Origin of the sequence: Micromonospora sp. NPDC085948 (assembly GCF_040686315.1) — a bacterium.
Taxonomy (GTDB): domain Bacteria; phylum Actinomycetota; class Actinomycetes; order Mycobacteriales; family Micromonosporaceae; genus Micromonospora.
This window is the reverse complement of sequence record NZ_JBFBJW010000008.1, coordinates 265870-279120: the sequence shown is the minus strand read 5'-3', so window position 1 is coordinate 279120 and position 13251 is coordinate 265870. Positions and strand designations below refer to the sequence as shown.

General features: G+C 71.8%; 13 protein-coding genes. 5 read left to right on the top strand and 8 right to left on the bottom strand.

The features are described 5' to 3' along the window. Positions 1–155 precede the first annotated feature (155 nt). Together AB0O48_RS22230 and AB0O48_RS22225 are read left to right on the top strand one after the other, a co-directional pair. Positions 156–1007, top strand: a complete 852-nt coding sequence (locus AB0O48_RS22230) for a serine hydrolase (RefSeq protein WP_365068017.1) — start codon at positions 156–158, stop codon at positions 1005–1007. Positions 1008–1061: 54 nt separating this feature from the next. Next, complete coding sequence (locus tag AB0O48_RS22225) at positions 1062–1763, top strand: lysoplasmalogenase (protein WP_365068015.1); 702 nt, start codon at positions 1062–1064, stop codon at positions 1761–1763. Here the strand turns inward: AB0O48_RS22225 and AB0O48_RS22220 are convergent. Beyond that, on the bottom strand, positions 1732–2529 hold the full coding sequence (locus AB0O48_RS22220; RefSeq protein WP_365068013.1) for a tyrosine-protein phosphatase: 798 nt from the start codon (positions 2527–2529) through the stop codon (positions 1732–1734). The two genes, AB0O48_RS22225 and AB0O48_RS22220, sit on opposite strands and share 32 nt — an antisense overlap. A 44-nt stretch (positions 2530–2573) precedes the next feature. Between AB0O48_RS22220 and AB0O48_RS22215 the strand changes: the two genes are divergently transcribed. Both AB0O48_RS22215 and AB0O48_RS22210 read left to right on the top strand, forming a co-directional pair. Beyond that, positions 2574–3671, top strand: coding sequence for a dipeptide epimerase (locus tag AB0O48_RS22215; RefSeq protein ID WP_365068010.1), 1098 nt, complete (start codon positions 2574–2576; stop codon positions 3669–3671). After that, positions 3671–4651, top strand: coding sequence for an NlpC/P60 family protein (locus tag AB0O48_RS22210; protein ID WP_357571535.1), 981 nt, complete (start codon positions 3671–3673; stop codon positions 4649–4651). Before AB0O48_RS22215 ends, AB0O48_RS22210 begins: the two co-directional genes overlap by 1 nt. A 71-nt stretch (positions 4652–4722) precedes the next feature. On the opposite strand, the gene AB0O48_RS22205 is transcribed toward AB0O48_RS22210, so the two are convergent. The 3 genes from AB0O48_RS22205 to pnuC form a co-directional block, all read right to left on the bottom strand. Beyond that, positions 4723–5721, bottom strand: coding sequence for a TerC family protein (locus AB0O48_RS22205; RefSeq protein ID WP_357251316.1), 999 nt, complete (start codon positions 5719–5721; stop codon positions 4723–4725). Between the two features lie 315 nt (positions 5722–6036). Next, complete coding sequence (locus tag AB0O48_RS22200; protein ID WP_357571534.1) at positions 6037–7161, bottom strand: AAA family ATPase; 1125 nt, start codon at positions 7159–7161, stop codon at positions 6037–6039. Continuing rightward, positions 7158–7814: a nicotinamide riboside transporter PnuC gene (pnuC, locus tag AB0O48_RS22195; RefSeq protein ID WP_357571533.1), complete on the bottom strand. Its 657-nt coding sequence runs from the start codon at positions 7812–7814 to the stop codon at positions 7158–7160. The genes AB0O48_RS22200 and pnuC overlap by 4 nt, the downstream gene beginning before the upstream one ends. Positions 7815–7897: 83 nt before the next feature. Here pnuC and AB0O48_RS22190 point away from each other — a divergent pair, with 83 nt between their 5' ends. After that, positions 7898–8191, top strand: coding sequence for an antibiotic biosynthesis monooxygenase family protein (locus AB0O48_RS22190; RefSeq protein ID WP_357571532.1), 294 nt, complete (start codon positions 7898–7900; stop codon positions 8189–8191). Positions 8192–8319: 128 nt separating this feature from the next. Here the strand turns inward: AB0O48_RS22190 and AB0O48_RS22185 are convergent, their stop codons facing one another. From AB0O48_RS22185 to uvrB, 4 genes are all read right to left on the bottom strand, one after another. Further along, the gene (locus tag AB0O48_RS22185) at positions 8320–9177 is read right to left on the bottom strand and encodes a helix-turn-helix transcriptional regulator (protein WP_357251306.1); all 858 of its coding nucleotides are present in this window, start codon (positions 9175–9177) and stop codon (positions 8320–8322) included. A 176-nt stretch (positions 9178–9353) separates the two neighbouring features. Beyond that, entirely contained in the window at positions 9354–9722 is a 369-nt protein-coding gene (locus tag AB0O48_RS22180) for a VOC family protein (RefSeq protein WP_357251303.1), read from the bottom strand. Between the two features lie 304 nt (positions 9723–10026). Beyond that, positions 10027–10980 carry a helix-turn-helix domain-containing protein gene (locus tag AB0O48_RS22175; RefSeq protein WP_365068001.1) on the bottom strand — a complete coding sequence of 318 codons (954 nt, stop codon included), beginning with the start codon at positions 10978–10980 and terminating at the stop codon, positions 10027–10029. A 75-nt stretch (positions 10981–11055) separates the two neighbouring features. After that, complete coding sequence (uvrB, locus tag AB0O48_RS22170; RefSeq protein WP_357251298.1) at positions 11056–13164, bottom strand: excinuclease ABC subunit UvrB; 2109 nt, start codon at positions 13162–13164, stop codon at positions 11056–11058. Positions 13165–13251 lie beyond the last annotated feature (87 nt).

The window sequence follows — 13251 nt, the reverse complement described above, 5'->3', positions numbered from 1 at the left end:
GGGCGCGCCGCCGGTCCCACCCGAACTCCGTCGCCTCCCCCCCCCACCCCCCCCGCTCTGGGGGCCCCCCGCCCCCCGGCCGCCGCCCCCGCCCGTCTGTTCTCCCCCGACGGGTACGTGAGCCCGCCCGGGGCTGATCGGCTACGGTCACCGGCATGACCTGGGAGGATCTCGACGCCCACCTGGACCGGGTGCCCGGCACCGTCTCGGCGTACGTGGGACGGCTCGACGCGTCGCCGACCTGGACCCGCCACCCGGACGCCGCCCACTATGCGGCGAGCACCATGAAGGTGGCGGTGCTCGCCGCGCTGCACCGGGCCGCCGATGCGGGCACCCTGGACCTGGACGCCCCGGTCCCCGTGGTCAACGAGTTCGACTCCGCCCAGTCCGGCGCGCCCCGGTTCTCCTGCGCGCAGCCCTACGACAACGACGACGCGGTCTGGGACCGGGTGGGCGGCACGGCCCCGCTGCGCTGGCTGGCCGAGCGGATGATCGTGCGCTCCAGCAATCTGGCCACCAACCTGGTCATCGGGCACGTCGGGCTGCCCGCCGTGGCCGAGGTGTGGGCGCTGACCCGCGCCCGCGCCAGCGTCACGGGTCGGGGCATCGAGGACTTCGCCGCCCGCGCGGCCGGCATCACCAACACGGTCACCGCCGCCGACCTGGCCGCCCTGCTCGGCGCGCTGGCCACCGGGGCCAACGCCCCGGGTCGGCTCGCCTCACCAGCGGCCTGCTCGGCCATGCTGGACGTCCTGCTCGCCCAGGAACACCGGGAGGACCTGGCCGCCGGCCTGCCCGAGGGCACCCGCATCGCGCACAAGAGCGGTTGGGTACGCGGTGTGCGCCACGCCGCCGGCGTGGTGCTGCCCGCCGACGCGCCGCCGTACCTGATCGCCGTCTGCACGACCACCGACCCGACCGACGGCGACGACGAGACCGGGGCCGACGCCTGCCTGCTGATCGCGCAGATCTCCGCGCAGGTCTGGGCCGCACGCCACCAGCTCTGACCCTGGATCCGTCCGTCCGGCTACGCTGCTCGCACCCCCACCCCGGAGCCGTCGATGCCCCGCAGTCGCACCGTCCTGCTCGCCTTCCTCGTCGTGACGGCGGCGAACCTGCTGGCCAACGCCACCGGCGGCGGCGTGGCCTTCCTGCTCACCAAACCGCTGCTGATGCCGCTGCTGGCCGCGTACCTCTGGCGGGCCAGCGCCGAACGCGGAGCCCGACCGGACCGGCTGGTGCTCGTCGCGCTGGCCTTCGCCACCGGCGGCGACGTCGCGCTGATGATCGAGGGCACCGGCTGGTTCCTCGCCGGCATGGCCTGCTTCCTCGGCACGCACCTCTGCTACGTCGCGGCCTTCACCCGGTACGGCGCCGCGTCCGCGCTGCGCCGTGCGCCGCTGGTCGCGGTCCCCCTGGGGTACGCCGTGCTGACCGTCGCCGCGCTCTGGTGGATGTGGGCGGGGCTGACCGACGTCGGGCTCGCCGTGCCGGTGGCCGGCTACGCGCTCGCGCTGGCCACGATGGCCACCACCGCCGCCACCCAGGGCTGGCGGGTCGGTCTCGGCGCCGCGCTGTTCCTCGGCTCCGACCTGTTGATCGCCGCCGGGGTGGCCGAGGTGGCCCGACCACCCGGCGCGCCCGTGCTGGTCATGGCCACCTACGCCGCCGGCCAGGCGCTGATCGTCCTCGGCCTGGCCGTCCGCGTCGGCGCACCCGCGAGAGTGTCGGTCACTCCAGCAGGTGCGCCCGCAGCGCGCTGAGGGTCTCGTCGGTGAGCCCGAGCCCGTCGCGCAGGTACGCGTCGAACGAACCGTGCACCCGGCGCACCTCGTCGTAGCCGGCGTCGAGGTACTCGGCGCGCACCTCCAGCACCGGCAGCACCGCGTCGACGTCCAGCTCCGGTTGCCGCCGCCGCATCGCCTCGACGATCACCACGCGCAGGCTCTCGGTGAGTTCGTTGTTGCGCAGGTATTCGGCGCGGACCGTCGCCTCGTCCACCCCGAGCGCCGTCAACAGGATGACGGTGAGCCAACCCGTGCGGTCCTTGCCGGCGGAGCAGTGGTAGACCAGCGGCAGGTTCTCCGGCTGCGCGGCCAGCCGTACCGCCTCGGCGAAGCCGACCCGCGCCGACTTCCCGGTGACGAACCACCGGTAGATGGCCGCCATCGCCCCCGCCGTGCCCTGCCGGGCCAACTCCGCGTACGAGTCCAGGTCGTGGCCCAGCAGCACCGCCGAGACGTACGTGAAGACCGGGTGCTCCGGGTCGTGCACCGGCAGGCACACCACCGGTGGCTCACCGGCCAGCCGATCCGCCGGTGCGACCTCGATCTCCGCGGGGGCGCGCAGATCCAGCACGCACGCCGGACCCAGTTTCGCGAGCACCGGCAGGTCATCGTCCGTCAGCCGACCCAACGCCGGGGTCCGGATCAGCTGCCCCACCCGGACCCGCCGGCCGTCGGCGCCGACCAACCCGCCCAACTCACGCGCGTTCGGAGCGCCCACCAGCCCCCAGCTCTGCCCGGTCATCCGGTCCCCCATTCGGTCGCGTGCCTGCGTATAAGGTGCCTCACATGACGATCTCGGAGGTACGCACCCACCGGGTTTCCGCCCCCTTGCACACCCCGTTCATCACCGCGCTGCGGCGTACCACCACTGTGGACACGCTCGTCGTCGAACTCGTCGACACCGACGGTCGCTCCGGCTTCGGCGAGGCGCCCCAGGTCTGGCAGGTTACCGGCGCGTCGGTCGCCGGCGCACGGGCGTGCGTCCGCGAAATGCTCGGTCCGCGGTTGATCGGGCGTGACCCGGACGACCTGGTGACCCGCTGCGCCGAGGTGCAACGTGCCGTGGCGGGCAACGAGGCGGCGAAGTCGGCGGTGGACGTCGCCCTGCACGACCTCGCCGCCCGGCGGCTGGGCGTACCCCTGGTGCGGTTGCTCGGGGGGACCACGCTGCGGGTGCCGACGGACGTCACCCTGGCGGTGGGCGACGCGGTGGACCTGGCGGCGGCGGCGCGGCAGCGGCAGGCCGACGGGTTCGGCGTGCTCAAGTTGAAGGTCGGCACCGATGCGAGCACCGACCTGGACCGGGTACGCGCCGTCCGCGCGGCCGTCGGCCCAGGGGTTCGGATCCGGCTCGACGCCAACCAGGGCTGGACACCCCGGGAGGCGGTACGGGTGATTCGTGGCATCGAGGACGCCGGGCTCGACGTGGAGTTGGTCGAGCAGCCGGTGGCCCGCTGGGACCTGGACGGGCTGGCCTGGGTCAGCGACCGGGTGTCCGTGCCGATCCTCGCCGACGAGGCGGTCTTCGGGGTCCGTGACCTGGTGGAGGTGATCCGCCGCCGGGCCGCCGACCTGGTCAACGTCAAGCTGGCCAAATGTGGCGGGCTGCAACCGGCACGCACCCTCCTCGACCTGGCCAGCGCCCACGGGCTCGGCACGGTGGTCGGTTCGATGATGGAGAGTCAGGTCGGCATCGGGGCGGCGGCGAGCCTGGTCGCCGCGTACGGCACGACCGCGGTCGCCGACCTGGACGCCGCCTGGTGGCTGGCCTGGTCCCCGGTGCGGGGCGGCATACGCTACGACGGGGCCACCGTGGTGCTTCCGAACGCCCCTGGCCTGGGCATTTCCGGTCTGGCTGAAGCAAAGGTGCAGGCCGGTGCTTGATGAGCGTTGGTTTCTTTCATAAGGTTCCCCTGGACAGCCGACTCGATCTGGGGGTTGACGTGGAGCTGCAACCGGGCCGCGAGGCCGTCGTCCGAGTCGCGGTGGCAACACTGTGGACCTCGCCCGAGGCGGTCCGTCCGGTCGACCGCCCGGCGCTGACCGCCGGCGCCGACATCCCGGCCTGGGTCTCCGGTCTCAGCACCGAGCAGCAGGTCGGCGACTGTGTGCTGAGCCAGCTGCTGCTCGGCGAGCGGGTTCTCGTCAGCGAGCTACGACCGGACGGCTGGGCGCGAGTCGTCGCCGTCGAGCAGCCTGCCGCCAAGCTGGACCCGCGCGGCTACCCGGGCTGGCTCCCCGCCGACCAACTGGCCGCCGTCGACCCGGCCACCGGCGGCGACCGACCGCTGGTGGTGGACGCCACGGTCACCGCGCTGCACGCCGCCCCGGCCGGACCGGTGGTGTTGTCCGGTGTCGTCGTCGGCACCCGTCTGGTGCCGGCCGGCCCCGCCCGCGACGACTGGCGCCCGGTGCACGCTCCGGGGCAGGCCGCGCCGCTCTGGCTGCCCGACAGCCACCTGGTCCCGGCCTCGGCGGCGTCGCCGAACGCCGAGCAGGCGCTCGCGGTGGCGCAGCGGCTGCTGGACGTGTCCTACATCTGGGGTGGTCTCTCCGCGCACGGCATCGACTGCTCGGGTCTGGTGCACCTGGCCTGGCGGCGGTTCGGGGTGCTGCTACCGCGCGACGCCGACGACCAGGCCGTCGCCACCACCCCGCTGGCCCTGGGGGCGGAACGCCCCGGCGATCTCTACTTCTTCGCACGACCGGGCCGCGCGATCCACCACATCGGCATCGTCACCGCCCCGCCCAGCGACAGCGGCGAGCGGCGGATGTTGCACGCCTGCTACCGGCGGCGGCGGGTCATCGAGGAGCCGCTGCCGGCCGACCGGACCGCCACGCTGGTGGGCGCGCACCGGGTCTAGGGGTGCTGTCCAGGGACGTTGGTCAACCTGGTGCTGGCCGGGTGCGATCGCCGCACCCGGCCGGCGACAGATCAGTGCCGGGCGTCGGCTAACTCGCGGCGCCGGTCCCGGGAGGACTTGATCAGGCTGGCGGCGGTGGCGATGCCCAGGGTGCCGAGGATGACCAGCAACGACAGCCAGATCGGGATGTGCGGCGCCCAGCCGACGTGCTCGCCACCGTTGATGAACGGCAGGTTGTTGTCGGCCAACGCCTCCAGCACCAGCTTGACCCCGATGAAGCCGAGCACGACGGCCAGACCGTAGCTCAGGTAGATCAGCCGGTCGAGCAGGCCACCGAGCAGGAAGTAGAGCTGACGAAGGCCCATCAGCGCGAAGACGTTCGCGGTGAAGACCAGGTACGGCTCCTGGGTGATGCCGAAGATCGCCGGGATCGAGTCCAGCGCGAAGATCAGGTCCGTGGTGCCGATCGCGATCATCACGATCAGCATCGGGGTGAACAACCGCTTGCCGGTCGCGTGGGTGGTGAGCTTCGCGCCGTCGTACTCCTTGGAGATCGGCAGCGCCTTGCGGCTCCACCGGATCAGCACGTTCTCGGAGAACTCGTCCTCGTCCGGCTCGCCCTGCCGGGCCAGGTTGATCGCGGTGTAGATCAGGAACGCGCCGAAGATGTAGAAGACCCAGGAGAACTGCGAGATCAGCGCCGCACCGGCGGCGATGAACCCGCCGCGCATCACCAGGGCCAGCACTATGCCGACGAGCAGCACCTTCTGCTGGTACTGCCGGGGCACCCCGAAGCGGGCCATGATGATCACGAAGACGAAGAGGTTGTCCACCGAGAGGCTGTACTCGGTGAGCCAGCCGGTGTAGAACTGCCCGGCCGGGCTGGCGCCGGCGGTCAACCAGACGCCCGCCCCGAAGAGCAGGGCAAGCCCGACGTAGAAGGCGACCCAGAGGCTCGACTCCCGCACACTCGGCTCGTGCGGGCGCCGACCAATGATCAACAGGTCGACGAGCAGGACCGCAGTCAGTACGACAAGCGTCCCCGCCCACACCAATCCGGACACGTCCAACGTTCATTCCTCCGGCAGACACGCGGCGTCGGGCACACCGTACGCCCCCTGCGGGGCTGGTGTGCCGCTGTCGCTCACTCTGGTGACTGTCGGAGGTCTCTTCCGCCGCCACCCTGCAACAGCGGTGGCGACCTACGGGGCCGGGTCGGTCCGCCGTGGTTCCGACAGGTCGACCGTGCTGACGACTCCGTTGCGGGGGAATACTCCCCTCCTCGGTGACCATTGTTGCCCACCACGCCCCGTGATCACACCCCGGGCACCCGGTGTCGCCGACCACCCGATCGAGGGCCACGCCGCGTATGGCTTCCTAGGAGGCTAGTGCAGGTGGGGTGCGGCAATCGGGTCGCTGAGGGACCACCCGGCGGCGAGCAGGTCGTCGCAGGCCCGCACCGCCCGGGCCAGCCGCTCGGCGTGCGACCCGGTCAGCTCCACCACCGGCACCCCGCACCCCGCCAACTCGGTCCGGAACCGCTCGGTCATCCAGGCCCGCAGGTGCTCACCGTCGCGCAGCCCGTCATCGGTGAACGGCACCCCCCGGTGATCCGTCAGCAGATACAGCGCCGGCCGACGGGCCGCCGCCCGCACCTCCTCCGACGCGCTGCCCAGGTAGCGCTCCTCCCACACCGCCGTCGCCCGCGCGTCGGTGTCGCAGACCAGCAGTGGCCCGCTCGTCCGGGCCGCCGCGTCCTCGGCGGCCTGCTGCTCGCGGACCACGGCGCGGAAGTCGTCGGAGTCCCAGGTGACGTCGAACACGGTCGCCTCCGGCACCCGCTCCCGCAACCGGGCCAGCTTGGCAGCGGTCAACTCCCGGCCGTACTCCGGCACCCAGGACGTGCCGTAGTGCTCGGCGAGCGCCGCCGCCATCGTCGTGGTCCCGGTCGACTCGGCCCCGACCACCACCACCCGCCGGACGAACCACGCCCGCACCGGCGGGCTCAGCCACCGCCAGGAACCCGCCGGGTCCGCGCGCACGGCCGTCCCGGACACCGGCACGGTCCGCCGGTCCGGATCCACCGCCACGGGTACGGCGCCGAAGCGGCGCGCCAGCTCGGTGCCGTACGCCTCGGAGGAGAACACCGCGTCCACCGGCCCCGGCCCGACCGCCTCGCGGAACACCGCGCAGTGCGCGTCCCAGACGGCCGGATCGGCGTAGTCCACCGGGTGGTCGTCGTACCGGCCGACGAACCGCACCCACGGCGTGTCCGCGTGCACCTCCCGCAGCCAGTCGAGGCGCAGCGGAAGCGGAATGGACTCCCGGCGCGAGGGTGCCACGACGACGGTGACCTCGGCGCAGCGGTCGGCGGCGGCCACGATCAGCGCGTGGTGCCCGGCGTGCGGCGGGTAGAACTTGCCCACCACCATCCCGTGCCCGAACTCGGCGACGCCGGAGCGCGACGGCAGGCGGGGCACCGGTGGACGGCCCGGTCCCTCGGCGCTCACGCGGTGGCCGGGGCCGGACCGGGCGGGACCGCCGTCGGCCGACCGGCCCGACGCAGGTCGGCCCGCCAGGCCCGCAGCCCGAGTACGCACAGGGACAGGAAGACCAGGTACAGCACGGCGGTCAGGTGCAGCCCCTTGTACGCGTACAACGGGATGTAGATCAGGTCGGCGGCGATCCACAGCCACCAACTCTCCACCCGCTTGCGCGTCTGCCCGTACGTCGCCAGCAGGGACAACGCCGTGGTCAGCGCGTCCGCCAACGGCACCGTCGAGTCCGTGGCGCGGTCCAGCAGTACCCAGAGCGCGCCGGTGAGCAGCACCCCGGCTACGGCCAACGCCAGCCACTCCCGCCGCCCCGTCCGGCTCACCGTGAGCCGGCTGCGCCGCTCGCCACCGTAGAGCCACTGCCACCAGCCGAAGCAGCCGAGCGCGACGTAGACGACCTGGAGACCCGCGTCGGCGTACAGCCCGACGGTCCAGAACACCAGCAGGAGCAGCAGCACGTTGGCGATGCCGATCGGCCAGTTGGCGATCTTCTGCCGGGCCACCAGCCACACGTTCAGCACACCTGTCGCGAACCCCAGCAGTTCCGCCCAGGTGGTGCCCGTACCGGCCACCCGAAACGCGGTGCCGGTGAGCCAGTCAATGATCACGAGGCCACCCTAGGGTCTGTCGCCGACGTCGGAACAGACCCCGCGACACCACCGCCACCGACCGTCGTGGGAGGCTTTCCGGCATGGTGCTTGAGGTCGCGTTGATCGACGTACTGCCCGGACACGAGGACGCGTTCGCCGCCGCGTACGCCGAGGGTCACCCCGTGCTCGCCGGGGCAACCGGCTGCCGGTCCGTCCGGATGACCCGGGGCATCGAGTCCCCGACGCGCTTCGTGCTGCTCGTCGAATGGGACTCGGTCGAGGCGCACGAGAAGAACTTCCGAGCCACCGAGCGGTTCGCGCAGTGGCGGGCGCTGATCGGGCCGCACTTCGCCGGGCCTCCCGTGGTCGAGCACTTCCTCGACGTACCGGCCTGATCCGACCACCGGCCCGAGCGACTCTGTCGTACCCCGCGGTTAACGTGCTCCGCGCACGCGTCGGCCGCCGGTCCCGACGGTCTCGGGGGCGCCGGGCACGGTGGCCGCGCGGCGTGCCTCCCCGCGCGCTACTCGCCGGCGCGCCGGGCCAGCGCGGTGACCGTCTCCTCCGGTGACAGCGCGGCCGCCAGCAACGCCTCGGTCATCCGCTCGTAGCGGCCGACGTCCGGCACGGTGGCCAACCGGACGTCGGTGGTCAACGCCTCGATCATCACCGTCCGCGGGTCCGCCGGGTCGGGAAAGGCATAGCAGGAGTACGGCGTGAGCGGGTGCAGCCCACCGCCGGCCGCTCCACGTGGCAGCAGTCGCACCGTGACATGGGACAGCCCGGTCACGGTGACCAGGTGCCGCAGCTGCTCACGCCACACCGCCACCGGCAGGTCGCCCGGGTCGCAGACGGCCGCGGCGAGCACCGCCGTGTAGCGCGGCGGATAGGCGCGCCGCAGCACCTCCTGCCGCAGCGCACGGGCGCGCACCTCGGCCTCCACATCGATCTCCGGCGTGAACTGCGCGCCGGCCTCCACCAACACCCGGGCGTACGCGGGCGTCTGGAGCAGCCCCGGCACAACCGTCGGCTGGTACTCGACGATGTCGGCAGCGCCCGCCTCCAACTCGGCGTAGGTGCGCTGCCGTTCGCTCATCTCGCCCAGCGTCTTCCACCAACCCCGGCTGGTCGCCGCATCGCGAGCGATCACGATCAGCGCGTCCCGGGCCGGAGTGGGCACCTTGTAGATGTCCAGCAGATCGAGCACATCCGCGAGGTCCGGCCGGCTCTGACCCAGCTCGATGCGGGACAGCTTCGACGTCGAGGCCCAGCCGAGCCGGTCGCAGACCTGCTCCAGGGTCAGCGCCTCGCGCCGACGAAGTTGGCGCAACTCAGCGCCGAGACGTGCACGTCGAATGACAGGACTCGTTGGCAGCGGCATCCCGGCCTCCCCATCGAGGGAGCGTACGCAGGACGATCACCCAGTGCAATAGTTTGCTCGCTCACCGCAATCAGGTCATTCGGCGCGGTCGGGGAGCCGGGCCGGCCGGGCTCAGGGCCGTTCCAGCCGAACTCCGGGCCGGCACCGGTCCTGCTCAGGGCCGGCACCGGTCCTGCTCAGGGTCGGTAGGTGCCGAAGGCCCAGACGTTGCCGGCCAGGTCACGGGCGGCGTAGTCACGGGAGCCGTAGTCGGTGTCGAACGGTTCCTGGGTGATCTCCGCCCCGGCCGCGCGGGCCTGTGCACAGTGGGCGTCGACGTCCGGCACGGCCACGTACACCAACCAGTCGTCTCCGGCCGGCCTGGACGTCGCATCGGCCCGAGCGCCCAACATGACCATGCCGCTGTCGAAGACGAGTTCGGCGTGGGCGACCGAACCGTCCGGTGCGTCGTGTACGGCGTGCACCTGGAAACCAAAGGCGGAGCAGAGCCAGTCGATCGCGGCGCGGGGATCGGGATAACGGAAGACCGGGTAGACGGTTCGCATGTCCACAGTGTGCCGCCGGCGGCGGGAGCCGGATTGGACGAATGTGACCTCGGCGGGTCGGTCCAGGCCTGTTTCGGGATCGAGCACGATCAGGTGGGGCGCGAGGTCCGCTACGGCGTGCCGCGCCCTGGCCGCGCCAGTCCGCAGGCCGCCCTCTCCCACATCGGCCCGCTCCGGCGACAGAGCGGCGCAGACCCGCATGATCCCCTCGACTTTCCCGACGTCGGGCTATCCGCGCCAGTCGGATACCGCGACTTTCAGGAACCCGAGTGGATCGACAGTCAGGCCACCGCTGGTCGGTGCGTCAGCCGGACGGTGTCGACCGGGCGGCGAGCAACGCGGCCGGAGTGTCCCCCGCGAACTGGTGAAAGTCCCGGATCAGGTGGGACTGGTCGTAGTAACCGCATCGCGCCGCCACCGCGGCCCAGTCGATGGCCGGCCCGCTGCTGAATGAGGCCGCGCTGGACGGCCCCGGGCTGGACGGTCCCAAGCTGGACGGGTCCGCGTCGGCCGCGGACTGGCCAGCGCCGGTCGGCGGGCCGGCACCCGGCTCGATCACGGGGGTTGGCCCCACGTCGCCCAGCGCCGTGCACGCCTGCTGGAAGCGCAGCAACCGGGCGACCATCTTGGGTGGCAGCCCGATCTCCTGCCGGAACCGGGAGGCGAGATGCCGTCGGCTCCAGCCCAGCTCGTCGGCGAGCACACCGACGCGCTCCTGGCCACCGCTGGCCACGAGCCACCGCCACGCCCAGTCGAGCCGGGCGTCCACGGGCGGCGACGCCGCCAGGCGGCCGGCGAGCACCCTGTCGAGCAGGGCGAACCGCTCCGGCCAGGACGCCGTCTCGGCGAGCTGGCTCCGCAGCCGATGCAGCCACCGGCCCGGGAGCTGCCCGACGCCCACGGCACGATTGGTCAGCTCGCTCAGCGGCAGACCGAGGAGCCGGCGGGCGGTCAGTGGGGCGAGCAGCAGCTCGACGCCCTCCCCCACGCCCACCGTCCGCGTGGTGCACCAGCCGTCGAAGGTGCCGGCCACGAACGAGTCGACCCTGCTGGCACCACGCTCCGCGCTGCGCGGGTCGCGCACGTCCAGCGGAGCGCCCCAACCCAGGATCAGCACCACGAAGACGCCCGCCGACTCCCGGCGGACCAGTGGAACGTCGGCCCGTTCCCGGTAGCCGACGTACCGGTCGACGAACGGGCGCAGGCTGACCTCGGGCAGCCCGAGCACCACCTCCCCGACCGGTGCCGCCGTGGTCATCCCCGACCCACCCTTCGCTCACCCTGGCGGGCCGCGCCCCTCGGTGGGGCGCCGCTCACGCTCAGCCGCTGGTCGTCACTTCACGCCGGCGGCGTCCATGCCGCGCAGCTCCTTCTTCAGGTCGGAGACCTCGTCGCGGATCCGGGCCGCCAGCTCGAACTGCAGCTCGCGGGCGGCGGCCAGCATCTGGTCGTTGAGTTCCTGGATGAGCTCGGCGAGGTCGGCTCGGGCCATCCCCTCCCGTGACGTGGTCGTGGCGGCGCCCCGGCTCCGGCTGCGGGTCTCCTTGACCGGCGCCTTGCCCCGGGACAGCTGACGCACCGCGCCGCCGACCCGCGAGTTTTCGGTGTCCTCCGCCTCGCGGTAGATGTCGTCCAGGATGTCGTGGATCTTCTTACGCAACGGCTCCGGGCTGATCCCGTGCGCCTCGTTGTGCGCGATCTGCTTGGCCCGACGCCGGTCGGTCTCGTCGATCGCCGCCGCCATCGACGGGGTGATCTTGTCGGCGTACATGTGGACCTGACCGGAGACGTTACGGGCGGCCCGCCCGATGGTCTGGATCAGCGACCGACCACTGCGCAGGAAGCCCTCCTTGTCGGCGTCGAGGATCGCCACCAGCGACACCTCGGGCAGGTCCAGACCTTCGCGGAGCAGGTTGATGCCGACCAGCACGTCGTAGTCGCCCTTGCGCAGCTCGCGCAGCAGCTCCACCCGGCGCAACGTGTCGACCTCCGAGTGCAGGTAGCGCACCCGGATGCCGTTCTCCAGGAGGTAGTCGGACAGGTCCTCGGCCATCTTCTTGGTCAGGGTGGTGACCAGGACCCGCTCGTCGCGATCGGTCCGCAGTTTGATCTCGTGCATCAGGTCGTCGATCTGACCCTTGGTCGGCTTGATCACGACCTCCGGGTCGACCAGGCCGGTGGGTCGGATCACCTGTTCGACGAACTCGCCCTGCGCCTGCTCCATCTCCCAGGTGCCCGGGGTCGCGGAGAGGTAGACCATCTGGCCGACCCGCTCCAGGAACTCGTCGAAGCGCAGCGGCCGGTTGTCGGCCGCGCTGGGCAGCCGGAAGCCGTGGTCGATGAGCATCCGCTTGCGGGACGCGTCGCCCTCGTACATGCCGCCGATCTGCGGGATGGTCACGTGCGACTCGTCGACCACCGTGAGGAAGTCGTCGGGGAAGTAGTCCAGCAGGGCGTGCGGCGGGCTGCCGGGCAGCCGCCCGTCCATGTGCATCGAGTAGTTCTCGATGCCGGAGCAGAAGCCCACCTGCCGCATCATCTCGATGTCGTAGGTGGTGCGCATCCGCAGCCGCTGCGCCTCCAGCAGCTTGCCCTGCCGCTCCAGCTCGGCGAGCCGCTCGGCCAACTCCACCTCGATGTCACGGATCGCCCGTTCCATCCGCTCCGGGCCGGCCGCGTAGTGGGTGGCCGGGAAGATCACCAGCTGGTCGACCTCGCGGACCACGTCACCGGTCAACGGGTTGAGGTAGTAGAGCTTCTCCACCTCGTCACCGAACAGCTCGATCCGGATCGCCAGCTCCTCGTACGCCGGGATGATCTCCAGCGTGTCGCCGCGGACCCGGAAGGTGCCCCGCTGGAAGGCCATGTCGTTGCGGGTGTACTGGATGTCGACCAGCCGCCGCAGCAACTGGTCGCGGTCGAGCTCCTGCCCGATCTGCACCTTCACCGCCCGGTTCAGGTATTCCTCCGGGGTGCCCAGGCCGTAGATCGCCGAGACGGTCGCCACCACGATCACGTCGCGGCGGGTGAGCAGCGACATCGTCGCCGAGTGCCGCAGCCGCTCCACCTCCTCGTTGATCGAGGAGTCCTTCTCGATGTAGGTGTCGGTCTGGGGGATGTATGCCTCGGGCTGGTAATAGTCGTAGTACGAGACGAAGTATTCGACGGCGTTGTGCGGCAGCAGCTCGCTGAACTCCTTGGCCAGCTGCGCGCAGAGCGTCTTGTTCGGGGCGAGCACCAGGGTCGGGCGCTGCAACCGCTCGATCAACCACGCCGTGGTGGCGCTCTTGCCGGTGCCGGTCGCGCCGAGCAGCACGGTGTTACGGTCGCCGCGCCGAACCCGACGCTCAAGGTCGTCGATGGCTGCCGGTTGGTCGCCGGCCGGCTGGAAGTCACTGACGACCTGGAAGCGGCTGTCCAGCCGGGGAATGTCGAGCGCCATGCCATCAACGGTACGCCGGAGGTCCGACAGGTTTGGCCGTCACGGCAGGTATGTGATCAGCTTCAATATTCCCATTGTGTGGCCCAT

Excerpts from the sequence above, each read along its gene's own strand:
- AB0O48_RS22230 (WP_365068017.1), top strand. The coding sequence starts at position 156 with ATGACCTGGGAGGATCTCGACGCCCACCTGGACCGGGTGCCCGGCACC.
- AB0O48_RS22225 (WP_365068015.1), top strand. The coding sequence starts at position 1,062 with ATGCCCCGCAGTCGCACCGTCCTGCTCGCCTTCCTCGTCGTGACGGCG.
- AB0O48_RS22220 (WP_365068013.1), bottom strand. The coding sequence starts at position 2,529 with ATGACCGGGCAGAGCTGGGGGCTGGTGGGCGCTCCGAACGCGCGTGAG.
- AB0O48_RS22215 (WP_365068010.1), top strand. The coding sequence starts at position 2,574 with ATGACGATCTCGGAGGTACGCACCCACCGGGTTTCCGCCCCCTTGCAC.
- AB0O48_RS22210 (WP_357571535.1), top strand. The coding sequence starts at position 3,671 with ATGAGCGTTGGTTTCTTTCATAAGGTTCCCCTGGACAGCCGACTCGAT.
- AB0O48_RS22190 (WP_357571532.1), top strand. The coding sequence starts at position 7,898 with ATGGTGCTTGAGGTCGCGTTGATCGACGTACTGCCCGGACACGAGGAC.
- AB0O48_RS22185 (WP_357251306.1), bottom strand. The coding sequence starts at position 9,177 with ATGCCGCTGCCAACGAGTCCTGTCATTCGACGTGCACGTCTCGGCGCT.
- AB0O48_RS22180 (WP_357251303.1), bottom strand. The coding sequence starts at position 9,722 with ATGCGAACCGTCTACCCGGTCTTCCGTTATCCCGATCCCCGCGCCGCG.
- AB0O48_RS22175 (WP_365068001.1), bottom strand. The coding sequence starts at position 10,980 with ATGACCACGGCGGCACCGGTCGGGGAGGTGGTGCTCGGGCTGCCCGAG.
- uvrB (WP_357251298.1), bottom strand. The coding sequence starts at position 13,164 with ATGGCGCTCGACATTCCCCGGCTGGACAGCCGCTTCCAGGTCGTCAGT.